General features: G+C 73.0%; 21 protein-coding genes and 4 pseudogenes. 15 read left to right on the top strand and 10 right to left on the bottom strand.

Annotated elements, in window-relative coordinates; genetic code table 11:
- From GUY61_RS41855 to GUY61_RS40180, 3 pseudogenes are all read left to right on the top strand, one after another.
- Window positions 1-283: pseudogene (locus tag GUY61_RS41855) on the top strand (Holliday junction branch migration protein RuvA); the annotation flags it as partial.
- A gap of 171 nt (window positions 284-454) precedes the next feature.
- Window positions 455-1618, top strand: a pseudogene (locus GUY61_RS15290) (RNA-guided endonuclease InsQ/TnpB family protein).
- A gap of 118 nt (window positions 1619-1736) precedes the next feature.
- Window positions 1737-2042 (top strand): annotated as a pseudogene (locus tag GUY61_RS40180) (IS200/IS605 family accessory protein TnpB-related protein); the annotation flags it as partial.
- A 119-nt stretch (window positions 2043-2161) separates the two neighbouring features.
- On the opposite strand, the gene GUY61_RS15285 reads toward GUY61_RS40180, so the two are convergent.
- Window positions 2162-2647 (bottom strand): hypothetical protein, encoded by a 486-nt coding sequence (locus tag GUY61_RS15285; RefSeq protein ID WP_243766476.1) that lies wholly within the window; start codon window positions 2645-2647, stop codon window positions 2162-2164.
- Entirely contained in the window at window positions 2641-3084 is a 444-nt protein-coding gene (locus GUY61_RS15280; RefSeq protein ID WP_166630705.1) for an ATP-binding protein, read from the bottom strand. The genes GUY61_RS15285 and GUY61_RS15280 overlap by 7 nt, the downstream gene beginning before the upstream one ends.
- Window positions 3085-3315: 231 nt before the next feature.
- Between GUY61_RS15280 and GUY61_RS15275 the strand changes: the two genes are divergently transcribed.
- The 3 genes from GUY61_RS15275 to GUY61_RS15265 all read left to right on the top strand — a co-directional run bounded on the left by GUY61_RS15275 (window position 3316) and on the right by GUY61_RS15265 (window position 5291).
- Window positions 3316-4176, top strand: coding sequence for a helix-turn-helix transcriptional regulator (locus GUY61_RS15275; protein ID WP_166630703.1), 861 nt, complete (start codon window positions 3316-3318; stop codon window positions 4174-4176).
- Window positions 4177-4419: a DUF397 domain-containing protein gene (locus tag GUY61_RS15270; protein WP_166630702.1), complete on the top strand. Its 243-nt coding sequence runs from the start codon at window positions 4177-4179 to the stop codon at window positions 4417-4419.
- Window positions 4420-4481: 62 nt separating this feature from the next.
- Entirely contained in the window at window positions 4482-5291 is an 810-nt protein-coding gene (locus tag GUY61_RS15265; RefSeq protein ID WP_166630701.1) for an SAM-dependent methyltransferase, read from the top strand.
- Window positions 5292-5300: 9 nt separating this feature from the next.
- Here GUY61_RS15265 and GUY61_RS15260 read toward each other — a convergent pair whose 3' ends face one another.
- Window positions 5301-6539: a DUF4032 domain-containing protein gene (locus tag GUY61_RS15260; RefSeq protein WP_166630700.1), complete on the bottom strand. Its 1239-nt coding sequence runs from the start codon at window positions 6537-6539 to the stop codon at window positions 5301-5303.
- An 80-nt stretch (window positions 6540-6619) separates the two neighbouring features.
- Between GUY61_RS15260 and GUY61_RS15255 the strand changes: the two genes are divergently transcribed.
- From GUY61_RS15255 to GUY61_RS15245, 3 genes are all read left to right on the top strand, one after another.
- The gene (locus GUY61_RS15255; protein ID WP_166630699.1) at window positions 6620-7225 is read left to right on the top strand and encodes a histidine phosphatase family protein; all 606 of its coding nucleotides are present in this window, start codon (window positions 6620-6622) and stop codon (window positions 7223-7225) included.
- Window positions 7226-7393: 168 nt separating this feature from the next.
- Window positions 7394-7753, top strand: coding sequence for a DUF6204 family protein (locus GUY61_RS15250; RefSeq protein ID WP_166630698.1), 360 nt, complete (start codon window positions 7394-7396; stop codon window positions 7751-7753).
- Between the two features lie 115 nt (window positions 7754-7868).
- Window positions 7869-8342 (top strand): MarR family winged helix-turn-helix transcriptional regulator, encoded by a 474-nt coding sequence (locus GUY61_RS15245; protein WP_166630697.1) that lies wholly within the window; start codon window positions 7869-7871, stop codon window positions 8340-8342.
- Between the two features lie 4 nt (window positions 8343-8346).
- Here GUY61_RS15245 and GUY61_RS15240 read toward each other — a convergent pair whose 3' ends face one another.
- Together GUY61_RS15240 and GUY61_RS15235 are read right to left on the bottom strand one after the other, a co-directional pair.
- Window positions 8347-9201 carry an ABC transporter permease gene (locus tag GUY61_RS15240; protein ID WP_166630696.1) on the bottom strand — a complete coding sequence of 285 codons (855 nt, stop codon included), beginning with the start codon at window positions 9199-9201 and terminating at the stop codon, window positions 8347-8349.
- Complete coding sequence (locus tag GUY61_RS15235; RefSeq protein WP_208106015.1) at window positions 9198-10163, bottom strand: ATP-binding cassette domain-containing protein; 966 nt, start codon at window positions 10161-10163, stop codon at window positions 9198-9200. Before GUY61_RS15235 ends, GUY61_RS15240 begins: the two co-directional genes overlap by 4 nt.
- 80 nt (window positions 10164-10243) lie before the next feature.
- Here GUY61_RS15235 and GUY61_RS15230 point away from each other — a divergent pair, with 80 nt between their 5' ends.
- Entirely contained in the window at window positions 10244-11473 is a 1230-nt protein-coding gene (locus tag GUY61_RS15230; RefSeq protein ID WP_166630694.1) for a sensor histidine kinase, read from the top strand.
- 19 nt (window positions 11474-11492) lie between these two features.
- On the top strand, window positions 11493-12158 hold the full coding sequence (locus GUY61_RS15225; protein WP_166630693.1) for a response regulator transcription factor: 666 nt from the start codon (window positions 11493-11495) through the stop codon (window positions 12156-12158).
- A 124-nt stretch (window positions 12159-12282) separates the two neighbouring features.
- On the opposite strand, the gene GUY61_RS15220 is transcribed toward GUY61_RS15225, so the two are convergent.
- Window positions 12283-13257, bottom strand: coding sequence for an acetylxylan esterase (locus GUY61_RS15220; RefSeq protein WP_166630692.1), 975 nt, complete (start codon window positions 13255-13257; stop codon window positions 12283-12285).
- 181 nt (window positions 13258-13438) lie between these two features.
- On the opposite strand from GUY61_RS15220, the gene GUY61_RS15215 reads away from it, so the two are divergent.
- A complete protein-coding gene (locus tag GUY61_RS15215) occupies window positions 13439-14608 on the top strand; it encodes a D-alanyl-D-alanine carboxypeptidase family protein (protein WP_166630691.1) in 1170 nt (389 codons plus the stop codon).
- A gap of 107 nt (window positions 14609-14715) precedes the next feature.
- Here the strand turns inward: GUY61_RS15215 and GUY61_RS15210 are convergent, their stop codons facing one another.
- Window positions 14716-15375: a transcriptional regulator gene (locus GUY61_RS15210; RefSeq protein ID WP_166630690.1), complete on the bottom strand. Its 660-nt coding sequence runs from the start codon at window positions 15373-15375 to the stop codon at window positions 14716-14718.
- A gap of 216 nt (window positions 15376-15591) precedes the next feature.
- Entirely contained in the window at window positions 15592-16107 is a 516-nt protein-coding gene (locus GUY61_RS15205; protein WP_313896671.1) for an NUDIX domain-containing protein, read from the bottom strand.
- A 346-nt stretch (window positions 16108-16453) separates the two neighbouring features.
- Between GUY61_RS15205 and GUY61_RS15200 the strand changes: the two genes are divergently transcribed.
- The gene (locus GUY61_RS15200; protein WP_398955567.1) at window positions 16454-17395 is read left to right on the top strand and encodes a L,D-transpeptidase family protein; all 942 of its coding nucleotides are present in this window, start codon (window positions 16454-16456) and stop codon (window positions 17393-17395) included.
- A gap of 115 nt (window positions 17396-17510) precedes the next feature.
- Here the strand turns inward: GUY61_RS15200 and GUY61_RS15195 are convergent, their stop codons facing one another.
- Window positions 17511-18743 carry an aromatic acid exporter family protein gene (locus tag GUY61_RS15195; protein WP_313896670.1) on the bottom strand — a complete coding sequence of 411 codons (1233 nt, stop codon included), beginning with the start codon at window positions 18741-18743 and terminating at the stop codon, window positions 17511-17513.
- 192 nt (window positions 18744-18935) lie between these two features.
- On the opposite strand from GUY61_RS15195, the gene GUY61_RS15190 reads away from it, so the two are divergent.
- The gene (locus GUY61_RS15190; RefSeq protein WP_166630688.1) at window positions 18936-20444 is read left to right on the top strand and encodes a hypothetical protein; all 1509 of its coding nucleotides are present in this window, start codon (window positions 18936-18938) and stop codon (window positions 20442-20444) included.
- Between the two features lie 80 nt (window positions 20445-20524).
- Here GUY61_RS15190 and GUY61_RS15185 read toward each other — a convergent pair whose 3' ends face one another.
- On the bottom strand, window positions 20525-20773 hold the full coding sequence (locus GUY61_RS15185; protein WP_166630687.1) for an SCO4226 family nickel-binding protein: 249 nt from the start codon (window positions 20771-20773) through the stop codon (window positions 20525-20527).
- Between the two features lie 299 nt (window positions 20774-21072).
- On the opposite strand from GUY61_RS15185, the pseudogene GUY61_RS15180 reads away from it, so the two are divergent.
- Window positions 21073-21512: pseudogene (locus GUY61_RS15180) on the top strand (DUF6098 family protein); the annotation flags it as partial.
- Window positions 21513-21666: the final 154 nt, after the last annotated feature.

Raw genomic sequence — 21666 nt, 5'->3', positions numbered from 1 at the left:
CGCCAGGCTCGCGACCTCACTGGTCGTCAGGGAGGACTCCCTCACCCTCTACGGATTCGCCGACGACGACGAGCGCCAGGTCTTCGAGCTGCTGCAGACCGCGAGCGGCGTCGGGCCCCGGCTGGCCGGCCCTGCCGTGGTCGCCGGTGCCCGGCAGCCGGACCGCGCAGTCGGCGGGGTCGTGCCGTTCCCCGCCGGGATCGGGAGCCGGCGCCGCCGCCCGTTGGGTGGGGGCCGAAACCTCGGCGACCCGCGTTGCGCCCAGGACCGCGATCAGCACCAGGAGCACGACGGGCATGATCCGGCGCGCGGTGCGGAGCGAGCGGACGGCAGCGGGCACGGCAGGGGACCTCCTGGTCATCGGGTCCTTCTTTCGTGGATACCCCGGCCTTCAGGCCGGGGTATCCACTGGCCGGCACCCACTCACACGGGAGCTGATAGAGCGTGAGGCGTGATGCGGCCGGTCAGGCGGGCGTTCAAGTACCGCTTCTGTCCCGCGGACGGGCAGGCAGCTGAGCTGTCGCGCACGTTCGGCTGCGTCCGCCTCGTGTACAACAAGGCGCTGGAGGAGCGCACACGGGCCTGGTAGGGCGAGCAGCGCCGGATCTCCTACGCGCAGTCCTCCGCCGCGCTCACGGAGTGGAAGAAGACCGAGGAGCTTGCGTTCCTTGCCGAGGTGTCCTCGGTGCCGCTCCAGCAGGCGCTGCGGCACCTGCAGCGCGCGTTCGTGAACTTCTTCGCCAAGCGGGCGAAGTACCCGCGTTTCGAGAGCCGGAAGAAGTCCCGCCAGCCGGCGGAGTACACCCGCTCCGGCTTCACATTCCGGGACGGTGTTCTGACGCTCGCGAAGATGCCCGAGCCGCTGGACATCCGCTGGTCGCGTCCGCTGCCCGAAGGGGTGAACCCGACGACGGTGACGGTGTCCCGCGGCGCGGCCGGGCGCTTGTTCGTGTCGCTGCTGTGCGAGGACACTGTGGCCCCGGCGCCCGCCACCACAGCGGCGGTCGGCCTGGACGCCGGGATCACTTCCCTGGTGGCCCTGTCCACCGGGGAGAAGGTCGCCAACCCGAAGCACGAACGGCGGGACCGCGCTTGCCTGGCCCGCGCGCAGCGTGAGCTGTCGCGGAAGGCGAAGGGCTCGGCGAACCGGGAGAAGGCCCGCCGGAAGGTCGCCAGGGTCCACGCGCGGATCGCCGACCGGCGCCGCGACTTCCTGCACATGACTCGTCTCGTCCGTGAGAACCAAACGGTCGTGATCGAGGACCTCACCGTCCGCAACCTGCTGAAGAACGGCAGGCTCGCGCGTGCCGTCTCGGATGCGTCGTGGGCGGAACTGCGCTCCATGCCGGAGTACAAGTGCGCCTGGTACGGGCGCGACCTCGTCGTGGTCGATCGCTGGTTCCCCAGCTCGAAGCTGTGCGGAACCTGCGGCACGGTCCGCGAGAAGCTGCCGCTGAACGTCCGCGAGTGGACGTGCGACTGCGGCGCCGCGCACGACCGCGATGTGAACGCGGCGCGCAGCATCCTGGCCGCCGGGCCGGCGGCATCGGCCTGTGGAGACGGTGTAGGACCTCAACGGGAGTCCTCCGGGACGGGGCGGTCGTCGGTGGCGCAGTAACCCCAGCGGGCGACCGCTGGAATCCCCCGCCGTCAGGCGGGGGAGGAAGTCAACAGGTGATGTCCCACGCGGGGCGGGAGTTCGCAGCCGTGCGGGCGGCAAGTGCGCCCATTCGGGCCAAACGCTCCGCCGGCGGGCGGGTGCGTCACGGCCGACCGCGTCCACGCGGCGAAGCCGCACGCCGTCATTGCGGCGACGGACGGCACCGCCCCCGCACGACCGGAGTGATCGTGCGGGGCATCGGACCGTCCAGGCCGCACCGGCGGCTCCGGGGCGTGAGGAAACCCGCCCCCGCATCCCCGGACCACGGACACGATCCGACGGCGCCGGACGCGGAGCGAACGCGGGCGACCAGGACGCCCAGCACCGTTCGGGGCATCCGGCTGAGCACAGGTCCTGGCAACAGGACTCACTCCCGCTCAGTTTCCAGGAACGGTCCCCCCCCGCCGTACCGAAGCGGGGCCGAGAGGCCGGAGGACGTCGCGAGCCAGGTTCCGGCGGCAGCCGGTCCGGCGCCACCGGCCCCAGGGTGTGACAGCGTTGTCAGCGGCGTGTCCCGGGCAGCCGCCCCGGAGGCGATCCGGGCAGTGCCCGGCCGGGGTCCGGGGCCTGGAGCGGCGCGGGCGTGCGGATGCGACCCGCCCAGGCCGGCTCCGTGCCGGCGAGCTGGCAGACCATCAGGTACAGCGGGATGGGCGGGGTGTACGGCGTGGAGTCGTCCGGCCAGTGCACCAGCCGGGGGGCGGTGCCGGTACGCGACACCGGGACGGCGGCGCCCGCCGCGTAGCGGGCCGGCTCCGGCCACTCGACCTCGATGTCGGAACCCGCCGGGACGATCAGCCACAAGCGGTCGCCGGCGGCGAAGACGCAGCCCACGCGGGGCAGTCGGGCCATGATGTGGTACGCGAACCGCTCGGGCACCCCTACCGCGTCACAGCCGAGCGTCGAGGGGAGCCGGGGAGGAATCGCCAGCGGTTCGAGGCGGGTGGATTCGAGGGCGCGGCGGTGCCCGGCGAGGGCCTTCAGCATGCCGGCTCCGCGCTGTGGGGCAGTTCCGCCCAGACGACGAGCCCGCTGCCGGGCGCCACCTCGTGGGTGCCCCAGGCGCTGCTGACCGCGGCGACCAGCAGCAGCCCGCGGCCGTGCTCGTCGGCGGGCGGTGTCCGGCGCACCAGGGGGCCGCGGGTGCCGAAGCCCTGGTCGCGCACCGCGATCCGTATGTTCCGCTCCCCGTTGTGCAGTTCACACATGATCAGCTCGCTGGCGGTGTGGACGACCGCGTTCGTGACCAGTTCCGACATCACCAGGGTCGCGGTCTCGCACACGTCCTCGCAGAGGTCCCAGCGGGTGAGCCGACTGCGTGTCAGGCGCCTCGCCGTGCACACGGACGCGGCGGCGGCCGGCAGTTCGAAGGCGTACTGGCGGACGTCGACATCGGAACGGCACCCTGCCGGGTGGGGACTCATCGCGTTACCGGATGCCACGGCCGATCCTAACGGTGGGGGGGACGCGAACGTGGGCAGCGTGAAGAGCCCTCCGTGCCGCAGCCGAGTGAACTGGCTCACCAGGCCACTATGGCCTTGCCGTTGACAGCTTGGCAAGGCCCACTTTGAAAAGTGCAGAGTTGTGCGGTGCAGTGTGTTCCCGGCGTCCGGTGCGTGGCACACTGCACACAACAGCGCCCTTGGAGGTAAGACGTGAGTGAACCGCGGTCCGCCCCGACCGTGGGCCAGGTCGTGCTCGGCAGACGTCTGCAGGACCTGCGCGAGAAGGCGGGTCTGAAGCGTGACGAAGCCGCCAAGGTCCTGCGTGTCGCGCCCGCCACCATTCGCAGGATGGAGACCGCCGAGGTCGCTCTGAAGATCCCGTACGTCCAGCTGCTGCTCAAGGAGTACGGCGCCACCGAGGCGGAGGTCGAGGCCTTCGTCTCCCTCACGGAGGAGGCCAACCAGCCCGGCTGGTGGCAGCGCTTCCACGACATCCTTCCCGACTGGTTCAGCATGTACGTGAGCCTGGAGGGGGCCGCGGCCCTCATCAGGACGTACGAACCCCACTTCGTCCCCGGTCTGCTGCAGACGGAGGACTACGCCCGCGCGGTGCTGCGCAACGGCGCCGTGGGCCAGACCACCCCCGAGGCCATCGAGCGCCATGTGGCCCTGCGCATGGAGCGCCAGGAACTCCTGACCCGGTCCGACGCCCCCCGGTTCTGGGCCGTCATGGACGAGACGGTCCTGCGCCGTTCCGTCGGCGGCCCGGACGTGATGCGCGACCAGATCACCCGGCTGCTCGAAGCCATGGAACTCCCCAACGTCACCCTTCAGATCGCGGAGTTCGCCACGGGGCACCACCCCGGCACGTACGGACCGTTCGTGCTCTTCCGGTTCGCCGTCCCCGAACTCCCCGACATGGTCTACAGCGAGTACCTGACCGGCGCCGTCTATCTGGACAGACGCCCGGAGGTCGCCTCCCACCTGGAGGTGCTGGACCGCATGGCCGCCCAGGCGGCAACAGCACAACGCACACGGGAGATCCTCCGGGACCTCCGCAAGGAGCTCTGAATGAATCGCACCCGCATCTACAACGGCATGCCCGCCGCCGACCTCGGAACCGAGGGGTGGCACAAGCCGTGGAGCGGTGGCAACGGCGGCAACTGCGTCGAGGCCATGAAGCTGCACGACGGCCGGGTCGCGGTGCGCCAGTCCGCCGATCCGGACGGCCCCGCGCTCATATACACGCCGGGCGAGATGAACGCCTTCATCCAGGGAGCGAAGGCCGGCCACGCCGACTTCCTCCTCTCCTGAGCCCCGTACCGCACCACGGAACGGACCGAAGTGAACCTCAGCAGCGACCGACGGAGTGTTTTATGACCGCGCAAGATCCCGCCGCGATCCGGATCGACACCAGCAGGCCCCACACGGCCCGCGTGTACGACTGGCTGCTCGGCGGGAAGGACAACTACCCGGTCGACGAGGAGATGGGCAAGCAGCTCCTGGCCATGGTGGACCCCCACGCCAAGGAGTTCGCCTGGATCAACCGCGGCTTCATGCACCGCGCCACCCGGTACGCCGCCGAGGAGCTGGGCATACGGCAGTTCCTCGACATCGGCACCGGCATTCCCACCGAGCCGAACCTGCATCAGATCGCCCAGGGCGTCGCGCCCGAGGCCCGGGTCGTCTACTGCGACAACGACCCGATCGTGCTCGCCCACGCCGCGGCGCTGCTGCGGAGCACCCCGGAGGGCGTCACCGAGTACGTGCAGGCCGACGCCCGGGAGACGGAGACGATCCTGGAGAAGGCCGGCAAGGTGCTGGACTTCACCGGGCCGGTGGCGGTCTCGCTCTGCGCGCTGCTGCACTTCATCGGGGACGAGGACGCCTACCCGCTGGTCAGCAGGCTGATGGAGCCGCTGGCCCCGGGCAGCTGCCTGATCATCTCGCACGGCACGGGGGACTTCAGCCCCGAGGGCGCCGAGAAGGGCAAGGAGCTCTACCGCAAGGGCGGGCACACGCTGCGCACCCGTTCCCGCGCCGAGATCGCCCGCTTCTTCGAGGGCATGGAGATGGTCGAGCCGGGGATCTCGATCCCCACCGACTGGCGTCCCGAGCTCGGCGAGGTGCACCCGATGCCGGACGGTCCGGTCCCCGGCTACGTGGCGATGGCCCGGAAGGTCTGACCCCGCCGTTCAGTCCTCGGTCTCGGCGGCGCGGAGGGGGGCCGCCGAGACCGGCAGGACATTGCGTACGTAGTCCCGCACCGCCGCTTCGAGACCGACGTCACGCCGTGCGCGCTCGGAGAGGTACCAGCGGTGCTCCAGCACCTCGTGGTAGATCTGCGCGGCCTCCAGGCGGCCGCGCAGTTCCTTCGGCACGGCCCGCACGGTCGGGCGGAACACGTCACGCACCCAGCGGTGCGCCAGGACCTCGGGACGGGCGCCGAGCGGATCGCCCGGCGCGTAGTCGTCCTGGGTCGCCATCCAGCTCTCCAGGTCGCCCAGCAGCCGCCTGGCCTGGTTCTCCTCGGTGTCCAGACCGGTCAGCCGCAGCAACTGCCGCTGGTGGTGGCCCGCGTCGACCACTTTCGGCAGGAAGTGGACCGTGTCGCCCTCGGGGGACTTGCGTATCTCCATCTCGGCCACGTCGAAGCCCAGGTCGTTCAGCCGCCGTATGCGGCGGTCGATGTAGTGCCGCTTGTCGGCGGGATAGACCGATTCCCGGGTCAGTTCGTGCCACAGGTCGCCGTAGCGCCGCACGATGGCCGATCCGAAGTCCACCGGGTCGATGGACGGGTGCAGCGCGCCCGAGGCCTCCAGGTCCATCAGTTCGCCCGCGATGTTCACCCGGGCCAGTTCGATGTCGTACTCCCGCTGCCCCGTGCTGAGCCTCGGATGGCTCTGCCCGGTCTCCGCGTCCACCAGGTACGCCGCATAGGCTCCCGCGTCCCGCCGGAACAGCGTGTTCGACAGCGAGCAGTCGCCCCAGGCGAAGCCCGCCAGGTGGAGCCGCACCAGCAGCACGGCCAGCGCGTCCATCAGCCTGTTGACGGTGCTCGGCCGCATCGTCGTCTCGAACATCGCGCGGTACGGCTGCGAGCCCCGCAGATGGCGGGTGACCAGCACCGGCGCCAGCGGCTCACCGTCCGCGGCCGCCCGTCCGGTGACCACCGCTAGCGGATCCACCGCGGGGATGCCCATCCGGTCCAGGGTGCGCAGCAGTTCGTACTCCCGCACCGCGCCCCACTCCGCCACCTCCTTGACGGCGACGACCTCGTCGTCCGCGCGGGCGAAGCGCACCACGTGGCGGGAGATGCCGCGCGGCAGGTGCACCAGGCACTCGTCCGGCCACTCCTCCAGGGGAATGTGCCACGGCAGGTCGAGGAGAGCCGCCGGGTGCTCCGCGTTGGTCGCGCTGATCTGGAGATCCATACCCGAAATAATCGCGCACCCGGACGGGTTCCTGGATTGTTGAATGGTGAACAAGTTGCGGGTGAAAGAAGATGGACACCATGGGTGGGATCATCCTCGTCCGGCACGGTGAGACCGAGTGGAGCGCCGCGGGCCGCCACACCAGCCACACGGACCTGCCGCTCACCGCGCGCGGTGAGGAACAGGCCCGCGCCCTGCGCCCGCGGCTGGCCGCCCTCCGCCCCGCCCTCGTCCTCGTCAGCCCCCTCGGACGAGCGCTGCGCACCGCCGAACTGGCCGGGTTCGGCGACCACCTCGTCGAACCCGGCCTGCGCGAATGGGACTACGGCGGCTACGAGGGGATCACCACGGCCGAGATCCGGCGCACCCGCCCCGGCTGGGACCTGTGGACCGACGGCGTCGCCCCCGGGCCCGCCGCCCACCCCGGAGAGACCTCCGAGCAGATGGCCGCCCGCGTCGACCGTGTCCTCGCCTCGATCGACGACCTGCTGAAGGACCCCGGCGCCGGCGACGTGCTCATGGTCGCGCACGCCCACTCCCTGAGGGTGCTGGCCGCCCGGCGGCTGGGCCTGCCCCCGTCCGCCGGGGCGCTGCTGCACCTGGACACCGGCACGGTCAGCCGCCTCGGCGCCGAGCACGGCCGCCCGGCGATCATGTCCTGGAACGCGCGACTCCTCCAGGCGTGACCGGAGGCGGACGACGCCTCCCCGTCCGGCGCGGTCGCCGCGCGCGAGCCTCCGGGCCTGGTGCCGGAACCGCGGACGCCGTCCGCCGCGCAGGCGGAGGGGGCTGCCGCGGCGGTCCCCGCCGGAAACCCGGTGGAGCCCGCCGTACTCGCTGGTTAGGGTCGCGGGATGAGTACTCGCACATTCCGTATCACAGTCCGCGGTGTCTTCGACGGACTCACCACCGATCAGCGGGCCGGACTTCTCGCCCGCGCCGCGGAGCACGACGTCCTGCGCGCGGCGTTCACGCCCGAGGGGCACCTCAGTTACGACCTGGCGGCGCGGTCCGCCTTCACCTTCCGCTTCCTGGACTCGGGAGAGGAAGAGGAGGACATCCTGGAGGCGTCCGAACGCGCCGAAGAGGCGGCGAAGGCGTGGCTGACCGAGCGCGGCTACGGCTACAAGAACCTGAGGTCCAGGGCCGAGGACCTCTCCCAGGCGCCGCTGGGCAAACGCGGGCGCCGCGCCGCGGCCCGGCAGAACGCCTGATCCAGCGACCGCACGGTCCACAGGCTCCTGTCCCGGCAGTTCGCCCCGCCACCGAGCATGCAAATCCCTGGCCGCTCGAGTAGGCCTATAAGCTTGAGCGGTCAAGGAGGTGGCAATGAGTGATGCGCTGGACGCGTCGCTGCGGCTCGTGAGAGCCCAGACGGCCCTGGTGAAGCGGTTCGACGCCAGGCTGGGAGGGCTGCACGGCGTGAGCCTGGCCGACTTCACGATGCTGCTGCGCCTCGGGCAGGCACCCGGCGGCCGGATGCGCCGGGTGGACCTGGCCGAGGCCCTGGGACTGACCGCCTCCGGGGTGACCCGGGGACTGGCACCGCTGGAGCGGATCGGGCTGGTGACGCGCGAGGCGGACGCCCGTGACGCACGGGTCGCCTACGCGGCGCTCACCGACACCGGCCGCGCACGCCTGACGGACATGCTCGTCACGGCCGAGGAGACCGCTGCCGAGATCTTCGCCGCGCCCCCGTGGAGCAAGGAGGACACCGGCCGGCTGTCCGCCCTCCTGACCCGTCTCGGCGGCACCGGCCTCCCCGGCCGCACCCCCTCCCATGACCGCTCCGGCGGCGCGTGAGCGCTCACAGGTCGCGCCGTCCCACGGCGCCGAGGGCGAGGGCCACGGAGACGAACGACCAGGCGGCGAAGACGCCCCAGGCCTCGGCGGCCGTCACCGGGTACGTCTCCGGGGGATGGGCCCGCCCCGGATTGCGGACCAGTGCTTCCCAGGCGGCCAGGGGCATGGCGTTGCCGATCTCCGCCACCCACCGGTAGGTCTCGCCCACGAACAGCGCCGGCAGCAGCAGGAGCACGCCGACCACCGCGACGACCGTACCGGCCGTGTGCCTGACCACCGCGCCCAGGGCCATGCCGACCAGCGCGCACAGCGGTGCGAGCAGCGCGGACGCGAAGACGGCCCGCAACGCGCCCGGGTCACCCGCCGACAGCCCGCCGTGTTCGCGCAGGACCGCCTGGGTCGCCCCGAACGAGGCGGCCGAGACGACCGCGCCGAGGACGAGCACGACCGCGCCCACCACCGCCGCCTTGGCCATCATCACCGCACGTCGGTCGGGAACCGCCGCGAAGGTCGTGCGGATCAGCCCGCTGGCGTACTCGCCGGAGACCGCGAGCGCGCCGACCGCGCCGGCGACGACCATGAGGAGCTGCCAGGCAGGATCGACGAACGCCGTCGACAGCGGATCGAACTGGTAGGCCGAGTCAGGACCGGGGCCGGGCGGCAGCTCGGGCCGATCGGTCAGCCTGACGGCGTTGGACCGGGCGGAGTTCACATTGATGCCGACGACGGTCAGCGCACCTCCTCCGAGCACCCAGTACGTGGAGCGCAGGGACCACAGCTTGATCCATTCGGCGGCGAGAAGATCACGGAAGCGGGCCCGGGGCTCCGTGGCGGATGCGTACGGCGTGGGGGCGGTCACCGGGCTTCTCCAGCGAGGAATTCCGCGCCTCGTGAGGTGAGTTCCATGAACGCCTCCTCCAACGAGGCGCCACGCGGGCTGAGTTCGTGCAGCGGCACCCGGTGGAGGAGAGCCAGCTCGCCGATCCGCGCGGCGTCGAGCCCGGTCACCGTGCACGACCCGTCGTCCTCCTCCCGCACCACCGCCCCGTTCGCGGCGAGCACCCCGGACAACGCGGCGGCGCCGGGCGTGCGGACCGTCACCCGGATGCCGGAGGCGCGCGCCGAGAAGGCCGCCACGCTCTGCTGAGCGATCAGTTCCCCCCGGCCGATCACGATCAGCTCCTCGGCGGTGTGCTGCATCTCGGTCATCAGGTGGCTCGAGACCAGGACGGTACGCCCCTCGCCGGCCAGCCGCCGGAACAGGGCCCGCACCCAGCGCACACCCTCCGGGTCCAGACCGTTGAGCGGCTCGTCGAAGAGCAGCACCGGGGGGTCCCCGAGCAGGGCGGTGGCGATCCCCAGCCGCTGCCTCATCCCTAGGGAGAAGCCGCCCACACGCCGCCGCGCCACCGCCGCGAGCCCCACCTCCTCCAGCACCGCGTCCGCCCGCCGACGCCCGATGCCGTTGCTCCGGGCCAGCGCCCCGAGGTGCGCGACGGCGCTGCGTCCGCCGTGCACGTCGCGGGCGTCGAGCAGCGCGCCGACGTGCCTCAGCCCGCGCGGACGGTCACGGAAGCGGCACCCGCCGACGGTGACGGTCCCACCGCTGGGCTCGTCGAGACCGAGGACCATCCGCAGGGTGGTGGTCTTGCCCGCGCCGTTCGGCCCCAGGAATCCGGTCACCCGCCCCGGACGCACCGTGAACGACAGCCCGTTCACGGCCCTCGTCCTCCCGAATCGCTTCGTCAGTTCCTTCGCTTCGATCACCCGCCCCACACTGCCGTCCGCCGGCTTCCCGTCGCATCGGGCCGGAGGCCACATACGCCGGGTACCGCGGTATCCCGCGGGCGTACGACCACGGGCCGATGCCCCATGCCTGACGCGCCGTTACGATCCGCCGTATGCCCGACACACCGTCCTCCCCGCTGCTCAAACGCATGCCGCCGGGCGTGTGGATGGTCCTCGTCTGGTGCGCGGCCACCACGTACAGCCTCGTCCTGGACGAGCCACCGGGCTGGTCGAGGTGGGCCCTGCTGTTCGCCCGGGAGGAATACGCAGTCCCCCGCTGGCCGCAACTGGCTGTGGCGCTCCTCCTGGTCGTGTGCGCGGGCCTGCCGCGCGTCAGGCCGCTGCCGGCCCTCGCCCTGCTGCTCACCGGGACGATCGTGACGACGGCCGCGCTGAGCGTGAAGGACATTCCGCTGCCGCAGTTCCTGGCCGTCGACGTTGCCCTCGCCTTCGTCGCCGCCACCCGTCCGCGCCGCACCTCGCTCGCCGCGGGTGCGATGGCCCTGACCGCCCTCGTCGGCTACGCGGCCGCTCGGGTGCTGCTCGGCATGCTTGTCAGCGCATCGAGCGTGATGGTCGTCGCCCTGACCACGGTCATCGCCTGGCTGATCGGCGACTCGATCCACCAGAGCCGCGTCCACGCCGAGGCGCTGAACGCCCGGGCCGCGCAGCAGGCGATCACCGAGGAACGGCTCCGCATCGCCCGCGAACTGCACGACATGGTCGCGCACAGCATCGGGATCGTCGCCATCCAGGCCGGGGTGGGCAGCAGGGTCATCGACAGCCAGCCGGCGGAGGCCCGCAAGGCGCTGTCGGCGATCGAGGCCACGAGCAGGGAGACCCTGTCGGGGTTGCGCCGGATGCTCGGCGCACTGCGCAGGGCCGAAGCCCGTCCCGTGCCCAGCCCCGGCGGAGGGGAGCGGGCCCCCGAGCCGGCGACGGGCCTCGCGGACGTCGAGCGGCTGGCTCAGAGGGCGACGGCGGCGGGCGTCCGCACCGACGTGTGCTGGAAGGGCGAACGGAGCCCGCTGCCCGCGGAGGTCGACGCCGCGGCCTACCGCATCATCCAGGAGGCCGTCACCAATGTGCTCCGGCACGCCGGCGCCCGGCACTGCCGGGTGACCGTCGACCGGCGGGAGGGCGAGCTGTACGTCGAGGTCGTCGACGACGGGAAGGGCGGGGCACCCGCCGGCGGCGCACACGGCACCGACGGCACCGGATGGGGCATCGCCGGGATGCGGGAGCGCGCCGGACTGCTGAGCGGGCGGTTCAGCGCCGGGCCGTGGTCCGGGGGCGGTTTCCGGGTCGAGGCGGGTCTGCCCGTGCCGACGGGACCGCGATGACCGTGCCGACAGGAGTGCGATGACCCTCCGCGTCGTTCTCGCCGACGACCAGCCGCTCATCCGCACCGGCCTGCGGGTGCTGATCGCCGATCAGCCCGACCTGGAAATCGTGGCCGAGGCGGGCACGGGCGCCGAGGCGGTCCGCGCCGTCGCCGGCCTCCGGCCGGACGTGGTGGTGATGGACATCCGCATGCCCGGCATGGACGGCATCGAGGCGACCCGGCTGATCACGCGAGGACCCGGGCCCACCCGGGTCCTCGTCCTGACCACCTTCGACGACGACGAGTGCGTCTACGGCGCGCTGCGCGCAGGGGCGTCCGGATTCCTCGTGAAGGACATGGCGCTGGACGACATCCTCACCGCGATCCGGGTGGTCGGCGCGGGTGACGCACTGATCGCGCCGAGCGTCACCCGCCGCCTGATCGAGGAGTTCGCCGCCCGTCCCCGGCCCGTGACGGCTTCGACCCCGAGACCGGTCGAGGGCCTCGTCACCGGCCGCGAGCGCGAGGTGCTCACCCTGGTCGGACAGGGCCTGTCCAACGCGGAGATCGCGGCCCGGCTCTCCATCAGCGTCGCCACCGCGAAGGCGCACGTGGCGCGGCTGCTGGCCAAGCTCGACGCCCGGGACCGGGTGCGCCTCGTCATCCTCGCCTACGAGAACGGCCTGGTGACTCCGCCCCGATGAGGGCCCCGTCCGGCTCCGGCCCCGGCCCCCGGTCCGGCGCGTGGTCGGCGCGGGGTCGGCGCGTGGGGCAAGGACCTCTCCGGCCGGGGCCCGCCGCCGGCCGGGCTTCAGGCGCGCCGGCCGGTCACCGGCGTGCGAGGCGCGGGGGGAGCCAGCGCAGCTGCGCGGCCTCCTGGAACGGGCCACCGCCCTCGTGATCGTTGAAGGAGTACACCTCGATCTCCTTCTCGTCGCCCGCGTACGCGTTGAAGGCAGCGAACACCGTCGAGGGCGGGCAGGTCTGGTCCTCCAGGGCCGTGGAGAACAGGGCGGGCGCCCGGCCCCGCGCGGCGAAGTGCACCCCGTCGAAGTACGAGAGCGTGCGCAGCACCTCGGCGTCACGTCCCCGGTGGGTCTTGAGGTAGTTGCCGATCTCCCGGTACGGGTCGCGGTCGGTCAGCGTCGTGGCACGCGGGAAGTCGCACAGGAACGGCACGTCGGGGGCGATGGCCGCGAGGTCCGGCACGAGCCCGCCGACAGCCAGCGTCAGCCCGCCGCCCTGGCTTATCCCGACGGCCGCCGTGCGCGAGGCGTCCGTCAGCGGGTGGGAGCGCGCCGCCTCCACGGCCCGCACCGCGTCGGTCACGACCCGCCGGTAGTAGTAGTCGTGCGGGTCGTCGATCCCGCGCGTCATGTAACCCGGATAGGCGGGGGCGCTGCCCACGGGGTCAGGGGTGTCGCCGTGCAGCCACCCGCTGCCCTGCCCCCTGGTGTCCATCAGGAAGTGCGCGAAGCCCGCCGTCGGCCAGAGCAGATGCGTGTGAGGCATCCCGCGTCCGCCGCCGTACCCCACGAACTCCACCACCACCGGCAGCGGCTCGCGGGTCCCGGCCGGCAGCGTGAACCAGCCCTTGACGGGGTGGCCGCCGAATCCCGCGAACGTCACGTCATACACCTCGACGCCGGTCAGCGGGAGTTCCACCCGCTCGAACCGCGCGCCGAGGTCGTGGGCGCGGGCCTCGCCGAGGGTCTTCGCCCAGAACTCGTCGAAGTCGGCCGGCTCGGTGGACTCGCTGCGGTAGGCGCGCAACTGGTCCAGAGGCAGATCGAACAGGGCCATTTGGCGGTACTCCTCCTGGTCGGGCCTGGTGTCGCCGGTCGGTACGTTCAGCGGGCACCGCTCACCGTATGCGCTGCCGCTCGGGCGGGGCAGAGGACGGGAGGAACCCCTTCGGCGGTGTGGGACACCGGTTGGCCCATCACGATCTGCGGCCCGCCCGGGCCGTTCCTACGGTGGGTGAATGATCATCAATTCCGGTGTCCGCTCCCTGTGCACGGTCGCACTGGCGCTCGGTGTCGGGTTCCTGCCACAGCTCCCCGCCGCGGCGGCTCCTGCGGCGGATCCCGAACCGGCGCTGCTGCACCGGCCTGGTACGCATGCCCGCCCCGACGACGATGCACCCCCCTTGCCGAGTGGTCTGTCCGGTCTGTCCTGGATGGTGGCCGACGCCGGTACGGGCGAGGTGCTGGCCGCCAAGAACGCCCACCGCAGGCTGCCGCCCGCCAGCACGCTGAAGACGCTCTTCGCGGTGACCGTGCTGCCACGCCTCCCGTCATGGGGCAGATACACGGTCACCCGGGAGGATCTGAGCGACATCGGGTCGGGCAGCAGCCTCGTCGGGATCGTCGCCGGCCGCTCCTACCGGGTCTCGGACATGTGGAAGGGAGTCTTCCTCCGCTCGGGCAACGACGCGGTGCGGGCGCTGGCTGCCATGAACGGCGGCTGGTCGGCGACGATCCGTCAGATGCAGCGCCGCGCCGAGGAACTGGGGGCCGAGGACACCCGGGTGGTCTCGCCCGACGGCTACGACGCCCCTGGCCAGGTGTCCTCCGCCTACGACCTGACCCTCTTCGCCAGGGAAGGGCTGAAGGACCCCGCCTTCACCGAGTACGCGAGCACGGCCCGTGCCCGATTCCCCGGCGGGATGGACGACGAGGGCCGTGAGGCACCCGGGTTCGAGATCCAGAGCACCAACCGGTTGCTGGCGGGCACCCACGGAGTGGAGCCCTATCCCGGCCTCATCGGCGTCAAGAACGGCTACACCACCGAGGCGGGGAACACACTGATCTCCGCGGCCCGGCGCGGCGGACGCACCCTGCTGGTCACCGTCATGAACCCGCGGGCCGGTTCGGTGTTCGAGGAATCGCGAGCCCTGCTGGACTGGGGCTTCGCCGCCTGGGGGCACACCGCCCCGGTCGGGTCGCTGGAGCCGCCGGAGCCCCCCGCGCGGGAGCCGCGGCGCCACGCGGCCGGTCCGCCGCCCCGCAAGCGGGCGCCCCGGCATGCCGCCGCGGCCGCGAAGCACACCGAGGACGAGCGCGGCCCCTGGGCGGTGGCCGGGGTCTGGGCGAGCGGCCTGTGTCTCGCCGCCGGGGCTCTCCTGCTGCTCCGCCGCGGCCGGGCGTGCTGAACGCCCCGGTCACCGGCGGCGCGCCGGCCGGTCGCCCGCCCCTGACCGTGCCGTCCCGGTCCGCGCTGCCCGTGCGCGCGCCGCGCCGGGCCGGGCGCGGGCACGCCTCAGCGTGGCCCGGCGAGCGTGTTCCAGAACATGAGCTCGTACGCCTGGAGCAGCCGCCCGTAGCGCGGCGCCGCACCGGAGAAGGAACCGCGGTCCAGCGCCTCGTGCACCGCGGCCAGCGCCTGGCCCTCCAACTCGGGCGCGGGTTCCGCGAAGAAGTCGAAGAAGGCGCAGGCCGCGTCGTCGAAGCCGTAGTGCTCGCGCAGCGCCCGCGCGATCGTGGCGCAGTAGCCGCCCCAGGCGGCGAAGTTCGCGGTCAGCGCGAGCACCACGTCGGCCGGCTCCCCGTTCAGCGCGAGCCATGCCACGTAAGAGGCGTAGGCCTGGCAGCCGGGCAGCGGCTCGTACGCCTCGACCGCCGCCTCGTCGACACCGCACGCCTCGAGCAGGGCGCCGAGCCGGTCCAGCGCGATCTCCTCCCCGCCGGCAAGGGTGGTGAAGAACGCCGCACACGCCGGGGCATCGGTGGTCCGCTCGGCGAGCCGCAGGAAGGCACGCCGGTCACTGGCGACGATGTACCGCTCCTCCAGGGCCAGCGCGGTGATCGTCTCGCGGCCCGCCCGGCCCGCGGCGACCAGCGGCACCAGCCTGTTCGCCTCCGGATCCGGCGTCAGCTCGGCGGTGGTGCTGTCCAGCAGTTCCCGCGCCGTACGTGCCATACCCGTACCCCCTCCGTCACCGCCCGTATCCCTGGCGGCCTCAATGTAGGGCACATCCGGGGTCCCTCCGCATATCGATGTGCCTCCTTCCGGGTTGCGTTCGGATTACCGGGGCGGTCGCCCGGACGGGACGGCGCCGCGGATCCGCGCGTGATCCCCTGCGCGGAGCGGTGCGCGGCCCGGTGCGCGGACGCCTGCGCGGCCCGGGGCCCGAGGTCAGTCCGGCGGGCCGCCGCCGACCGCGGCGGACAGGCGGCTCAGGAAGACCCGCTGGCCGGTGACGAGTTTCCCGCCCGCGGGACCGAGCCGGAACCACCCCACCCGGTCGATCTCCGGGAACTCGCGCATCCGGCCCGAACCCCTGGGCCACTCCATGGTGAAGGTGCCGGGCACCACCAGGGCCGGGTCGAGGTCGCTCTCGACGGCCCAGACCGTGACCGTCTTGCCGCCGGACTGACGGGCCTCACCCAGCGGGAGGTACGGCCCGTCCGGCGGCGGCAGGCCCAGCTCCTCCTCGAACTCCCGGCGGGCCGCGGCCTCCGGGGCCTCCTCGGGCCCGTACTCGCCCTTGGGCACCGACCACGCACCCGCGTCCCTGCGGGCCCAGAACGGCCCGCCCATGTGGCCGAGCAGCACTTCCATCGCCTCGCCCGCGCCCCTGTACAGCAGCAGGCCCGCACTCCGCCTGCCCCACCCGTCCGGTCCCGTCGTGCCCGTCGCGGTCGTCGTCACGGAGTCCATGCTGGGGGATTTCCCGTACATGGCAATCCGGTCCGCGGGGCCGGGGTGTTCACACCATGCGAGAACGACGGCGCGCAGCCGACGCGGCGGGGCACGGGCGGCGTGGTGAAGGACAGTACGACGCCGCGCGGCCGGCCTCTTCGACCCATTCGGCGACCCCATGGCCCGCTAACCGCCGGGCGACCGCGCCATGGAGCGGCGGAGTGGCCGCCGCGCGCCGGACGCCAACCACCCCACCGCTCCCACCGTCCCGCTGTGAAAGGGCCGACCCATGTCCCCACGCACGCGCCGCGTGGCCGTGTCCCTGTCCCTGCTCGTTCTCGGTGCCGTATCGGTCCTGTCCGGCTGTGCCCCCTCGGACGCGGGTACGGAGGGCAAGGCCGCCGGTGTCACCCAAGGCCCCGTCGCCCTGTCGGGCGCCGGCCCGGAGACCGGTGGAGCCACCTCCGGCACGGACTCCCCGGAGGCCCCGGGCACGGAGGCCGGCGACGCGTCGTCACGCCCCGGTCACGGTTCCGCTCCCGGTCCCGGTCCCGGTCCCGGTCCCGGACCCGGCCCGGGTCACGGCCCCGGTCCTGGCCCCCGCGCCAGCGTCGCCGCACCCCCCGCGCCCACAGAGGCGGAGAGCGCCTCCGGGCCGGCCTCTGGGCCCGGCGACGGTGCGACGCGGAGCGGCAGCGAGAGCACGGCAGCGCGCGACCTGCCCGGCCTGGGACCCATGACCCTCGCCCTGGTCCCCGCCGGCACCCGGCAGGCCCTGATCGTCACCGGCGAGGACATGGACTCCACCGTCTCGACCGCCCAGCTGTACGAGCGGGCGGACACCGGATGGCGGCCGGGAGCCGTCTGGCCCGCGCGCAACGCCCTGAACGGCTGGACCCCCGACCATCACTCGGGCGATCTCCGCTCGCCCATCGGCGTGTTCACCCTCACCGCCGCGGGCGGTTTCCTCTCCGACCCCGGCACGGAACTGCCGTACGACCATTCCCAGGGCTTCTTCGTCAGCGGCACCGGCTTCGAAGGGGAGCCGCTGGAGGGTTCCTTCGACCATGTCGTCGCCATCGACTACAACCGGCAGCCCGGCACCTCGCCCCTCGACTGGACCCGGCCGCTCGGCCCGGGGAAGGGCGGCGGCATCTGGCTCCACGTCGACCACGGCGGACCCACTCAGGGCTGTGTCACCCTCACCCGGACGCACATGAGGGAACTGCTGCGTGCGCTGGACCCCGACCTCCGCCCGGTGGTGGTCATGGGCGACGCGGACTCCCTGAGCAGCTGACAGGCTCACCGGCGGCCCCGGGCGTCGGACCCTGCCGGGGGACCCGCCGACGGGCCCGCCGAGGGAGCTTTTGACGGACCCGCCGACGGGCCCCTCGTCCGGCGCGGGCCGTCCCTCACCCCCGCGAGCGCCTGCGCGGGCTCTCACCGCGCAGGCGCCGCTGGAGCCCGGCCAGCCGCGGATAGCGCTCCCTCTGCTCGCGCGAGACGCGGTCCAGTTCCTCCATCAGCCGCTGCGAGCGGTGTTCCATGTCCAGCTCGGCGAGGATCCGGTCGATCTCGGTCAGCAGCGCGCCGTACAGCTGCCACTGCCGGGGGTGGCGCTGGACCTCCGCCAGCAGCAGCTGCGCCACGCGGTCACGGCTCGCCGCGGCCGCCGCCAGCTCACCGGCCAGCCGTTCCTCCGCGGCCTCGGCGTTCGCGCTGACCTGCGTGGTGACCAGTACCGCGAAACTGACCATGGCATCCGCCACGTTGCAGAGCAGTTCCTCCAGGGCCCGGCCGACGTCCCGCGGGAACAGCGGTTCCTTCTCGCGTTCCTTGGCCAGGTCGGTGAGGGTACGGGCCAGGACGCGCAGCACCACCGTGCAGATCTCGAGGGTGTCGAGACCGGTGCGCAGCATGATCCGGTTCAGCAGCCCCTCCTTGACCCTGGGGTTGAGCCGCAGACTGTCCTCGGCCTGCCGCAGCGCCGCGTCGACCTCCGCGATGTCGTGGTCCAGGCGGCGGGCCTCGTGCAGCCTGGCCACCGCGTCCGCCACCGGGGTGTGGCTCGTCAGCTCCTCGCCGATGCGCAGCATCAGCTGGCGGTTCCTGCGGGCCAGGTCCTCCAGCGACTCGCCCGCCGTGCCCACCCATACGGGCGCCGCGAAGACGAAGTTGAACAGCAGCCCGACGAACGCGCCGATCAGCGTCTCCACGACCCGGTCCCAGGCGGTGTCGGTCACCTGGGTGACCCCGAGCACGAGCATGGCGCTGATGGCCACCTCGGGCACGAACTCGTCGACCCGCACGAAGTGCCCGACGACCAGCGAGGCGAGGATGACCAGTGCCAGACTCCACCAGGTCAGCCCCACCAGCGCGCTGAAGCCGATGGCGATCAGCACGCCCACCACGACGGAGTTCACCCTGCGGATACCGGTGGTGAGCGTGGCGTACAGCGTGACCTGCACGACCAGCAGGGCGGTCAGCGGAGCGGTCAACGGCGCCGCCTCACTGCTGAAGCGCAGTGCGACGACGTAGGCGATGGTCGCGGCGGCCGTGGACCGCAGGGTCTGGACGACCACCGGCTCCCGGTGCCACTTCCTCACCTCGGTCCAGGGGCGGGCCACTTCACGTACTTCAGGCACGCCGTGTCCCTTCCCGCTCCGAGCTGCGGAAACCCCCGCGCCGCCCAGCGCACTCAGTGTGAGCGCCCGGTCCCGGGCCCGGCGCGCGGTCCGCGGCCTTTCGGCCGGGCGGCGGCACCCGTTCGGGGGGAGGGATCGGCCGACTGCCGCCACCGGTGTGATGAGTGACCGGCGGGCGGCTAAGGGTGACGCATGCACCCTGCGATCCTCGTACCCGGCCGGCCGGGGCACAGTCCCCGGCCGGGACCGGTGCACAGCTATTCCGTCCCCAGTCCGCTGCTGTGGCTCGGCGGTGTCGCCGCGGCCTTCACCGTCGTGCAGCTGATCCTGGTGGTGCCCGGAATGGGCCTCGGCTGGGACGAGACGGTGTACGTCACCCAGGTCGCCAGGGACGCCCCCGCGGCCTTCTTCAGCGCGCCCAGGGCCCGCGGCATCACCCTGCTCGCCGCTCCGGTGACCCTGCTCACCGACTCGGTGACCGTCCTGCGCGTCCATCTCGCGGTGCTGTCCGGCTGCGCGCTGTTCCTCGCGCTGTACGTGTGGCGGCGGCTGCTCCCCGTGCCGGTGCTCGCGTTCGCCGGCGCGCTGTGGTGCACGCTGTGGGTCACGCTGTTCTACGGACCGCAGGTCATGCCGAACCTGTGGGTCGCCTTCGGCGCGCTGTTCGCCACCGGCTGCTACGTGCGCGCCGTCCGCGATCACACGGACCTGCGGGCCCTCGCCGGGATCGGCGCCGGTGTCGCCTTCGTCGCGCTGATGCGGCCGAGCGACGCGGTGTGGCTGGTCCTGCCGCTCGCCGCGGCCGCGCTCGTGGTGCGCCCGTGGCGGCGCCCCGCCGTCTTCGCGGTGCTGCTGGCCGGGGCGGTCGTCGGGGGCGCGGAGTGGGTCGTCGAGGCGTATGTGCGCTACGGCGGCCTCGCGGCCCGCCTGGAGCGTGCGGGGGAGATCCAGGGCGGCATGGGCTGGCATCCCGCCTTCGGCGATCACGTGCTGGCGCTCCAGGGCCGTACTCTCTGCCGCCCCTGCGACGTGGCCTGGCGTGATCCCGTCACGGCGGTGTGGTGGTTCGCGCTGCCGCTGCTCACCCTCGGCGGGCTGCTGGCCGCCGTCCGCGCGCGCTGCGAGACGGCGGTGGGCGTCGCCGTACTGACCGCGCTGTCCCTGGGCGTGCCGTACCTGCTGATGATCGACTACGCGGCGCCGCGCTTCCTGCTGCCCGTGTACCTGCTGCTCGCCCTGCCCGCCGCGCTGGGCCTGCGGTGGCTCGCCACCGGGCTGCGCGGGCGGTGGCGGCCGGTGGCAGCCGCGGCCGTCGGCCTCGCACTCGCGGGCCATCTCGCCGTCCAGTACGCCGTGCTCCACGCCACGGTCGGGCGCAGCGTGGCCGCCAGGGAGTCGGTGGGACGCGTCGCGGAGCGCCTGGCCGAGGAGGGCGTCCGGTCCCCGTGCGTCGTCAGCGGCGCCGAGGCGGTACGCGTCGCCCACCGGGCCGGCTGCTCCTCCCGGCAGGTCCGGGGCCACGACGGTTCCATCAGCGCGGCCGAACTCCAGGAGAAGGCCGAGACCGTCCCGGTCGCCGTCATGGTGGCCGGGACCGCGGCGGCCCCGGCCTACGCGCGGGGCTGGCGGGTGGTGGAACTCCCCGACCTGGGCGGGCTGCACGACTACCACGCGTACCTGTCACCGTCGGCCCGGCCCTGAAGCGCACGCACCAGTGGTGCGACCCGCAGCACCGGAGCCGCTCCCGCCGGGAGCGGCTCCGGTGCTGCCGTCCTCAGCCGTCACACGCTGAGCGGCACCGGGTGGATCTCGTCGGCCGCGTGCCCCGTCCGCTCGTGGACGCGCAGCACGGCGTCGGGCGAGGGCGCCTGGGAGAGGCAGTAGACGACACCGGACTCCGGGTCCGCCCACGCCCTCTCGAAGTGGACGCCTTCCTCCCCTTCGATCTCGAGGTCGGCCTGGTGTGCCTCCCTCAGTTCATCGGCTGTGATGCCCTTCATACCGTGATGGACATCCATGTACTGCGCCATGGCTCCCCACCTCCAGCCGTTTCGGTATGCCGTATTCGGCCTGTTTGCCTACTCCTTCCATGCTGCGCCTCCGCCGGGGCACTCGGCGAGTGGTGCGAGCCGCCGCGGGCCGCGCCGTGAGCGGCCGGAAGCGCGCGGTGACGTGGCCGCGGGACATGAGCCGGATCGCCTGCCCGGGGGCACCCGGATGCCCGGGATGCCGGCTCCCCGCAACCCCCGGAACGCAGGAGTGCGGAACGCGGAACGCGGGAGCGCCGGAACGGTACGCCGCTGTGTCGGGCAAGGAGGACGGCAGCCACATGAACGACTCCGACCGCATCCCCGAACTCGAGAGCCTCGACGAGTCGGCCGCCCTGGTCGAACGCCGCGACCGGCTGTTCGTGCGCTGGTCCGTGGGCCCCGGTGCCGACCTGCGCTCCACGAGCAGAAGGAGGAACTGACGGGCGTGCCGCTCCCCGGGCTGTCCGCCGACGCGCTCGACGTCGAGCCCTGGTGGGCGGACCGGCCGATCCGCCTCTGGGTGGCGAGACGGTTGCACGACTGCTCCCATCTGCGGCACGAGAAGGGCGAGGGCGTACGGCCCTGGGTGCTGCGCGGGCGCTCGCTCGGGCGCGGCCCGGACAACGAACCACTGGTGGCGGACGTGGAGCCGATCGCCTGGATCGGCCCGGCGGTGATCCAGGAGGCCGAGGCCGAGGTCGCAGGCCGCTCCACGCGCTGGGGCACGCTCAGCCGCAACGGCGGCACGGCCCGCTCCGCTCAGCCAGGAAGCGTGGCCGTGGACGCGGAGCGCCGCCGGTCACCGCCGCGCCCGCCCCCGCCTCAACCAGCTGGACTACGCTGCGCGTTGTCGTCAGGGCGAAGGAAGGGCGGGCTGTGGCCAAGCGGACGAA

The organism is Streptomyces sp. GC420 (genome assembly GCF_009916105.1).
Lineage (GTDB): Bacteria > Actinomycetota > Actinomycetes > Streptomycetales > Streptomycetaceae > Streptomyces.
The sequence above is the reverse complement of the archived record's forward strand: the minus strand, read 5'-3'. Positions and strand labels throughout refer to the sequence as shown.

Bases quoted from the DNA above. Each gene is read 5' to 3' on its own strand.
- GUY61_RS15220 (WP_166630692.1), bottom strand. From the start codon at position 13,257: ATGGCCCTGTTCGATCTGCCTCTGGACCAGTTGCGCGCCTACCGCAGC.
- GUY61_RS15210 (WP_166630690.1), bottom strand. From the start codon at position 15,375: ATGGCACGTACGGCGCGGGAACTGCTGGACAGCACCACCGCCGAGCTG.
- GUY61_RS15230 (WP_166630694.1), top strand. From the start codon at position 10,244: ATGCCCGACACACCGTCCTCCCCGCTGCTCAAACGCATGCCGCCGGGC.
- GUY61_RS15255 (WP_166630699.1), top strand. From the start codon at position 6,620: ATGGGTGGGATCATCCTCGTCCGGCACGGTGAGACCGAGTGGAGCGCC.
- GUY61_RS15270 (WP_166630702.1), top strand. From the start codon at position 4,177: ATGAATCGCACCCGCATCTACAACGGCATGCCCGCCGCCGACCTCGGA.
- GUY61_RS15260 (WP_166630700.1), bottom strand. From the start codon at position 6,539: ATGGATCTCCAGATCAGCGCGACCAACGCGGAGCACCCGGCGGCTCTC.
- GUY61_RS15185 (WP_166630687.1), bottom strand. From the start codon at position 20,773: ATGGCGCAGTACATGGATGTCCATCACGGTATGAAGGGCATCACAGCC.
- GUY61_RS15285 (WP_243766476.1), bottom strand. From the start codon at position 2,647: ATGCTGAAGGCCCTCGCCGGGCACCGCCGCGCCCTCGAATCCACCCGC.
- GUY61_RS15265 (WP_166630701.1), top strand. From the start codon at position 4,482: ATGACCGCGCAAGATCCCGCCGCGATCCGGATCGACACCAGCAGGCCC.
- GUY61_RS15235 (WP_208106015.1), bottom strand. From the start codon at position 10,163: ATGTGGCCTCCGGCCCGATGCGACGGGAAGCCGGCGGACGGCAGTGTG.
- GUY61_RS15280 (WP_166630705.1), bottom strand. From the start codon at position 3,084: ATGAGTCCCCACCCGGCAGGGTGCCGTTCCGATGTCGACGTCCGCCAG.
- GUY61_RS15190 (WP_166630688.1), top strand. From the start codon at position 18,936: ATGCACCCTGCGATCCTCGTACCCGGCCGGCCGGGGCACAGTCCCCGG.
- GUY61_RS15245 (WP_166630697.1), top strand. From the start codon at position 7,869: ATGAGTGATGCGCTGGACGCGTCGCTGCGGCTCGTGAGAGCCCAGACG.
- GUY61_RS15250 (WP_166630698.1), top strand. From the start codon at position 7,394: ATGAGTACTCGCACATTCCGTATCACAGTCCGCGGTGTCTTCGACGGA.
- GUY61_RS15215 (WP_166630691.1), top strand. From the start codon at position 13,439: ATGATCATCAATTCCGGTGTCCGCTCCCTGTGCACGGTCGCACTGGCG.
- GUY61_RS15225 (WP_166630693.1), top strand. From the start codon at position 11,493: ATGACCCTCCGCGTCGTTCTCGCCGACGACCAGCCGCTCATCCGCACC.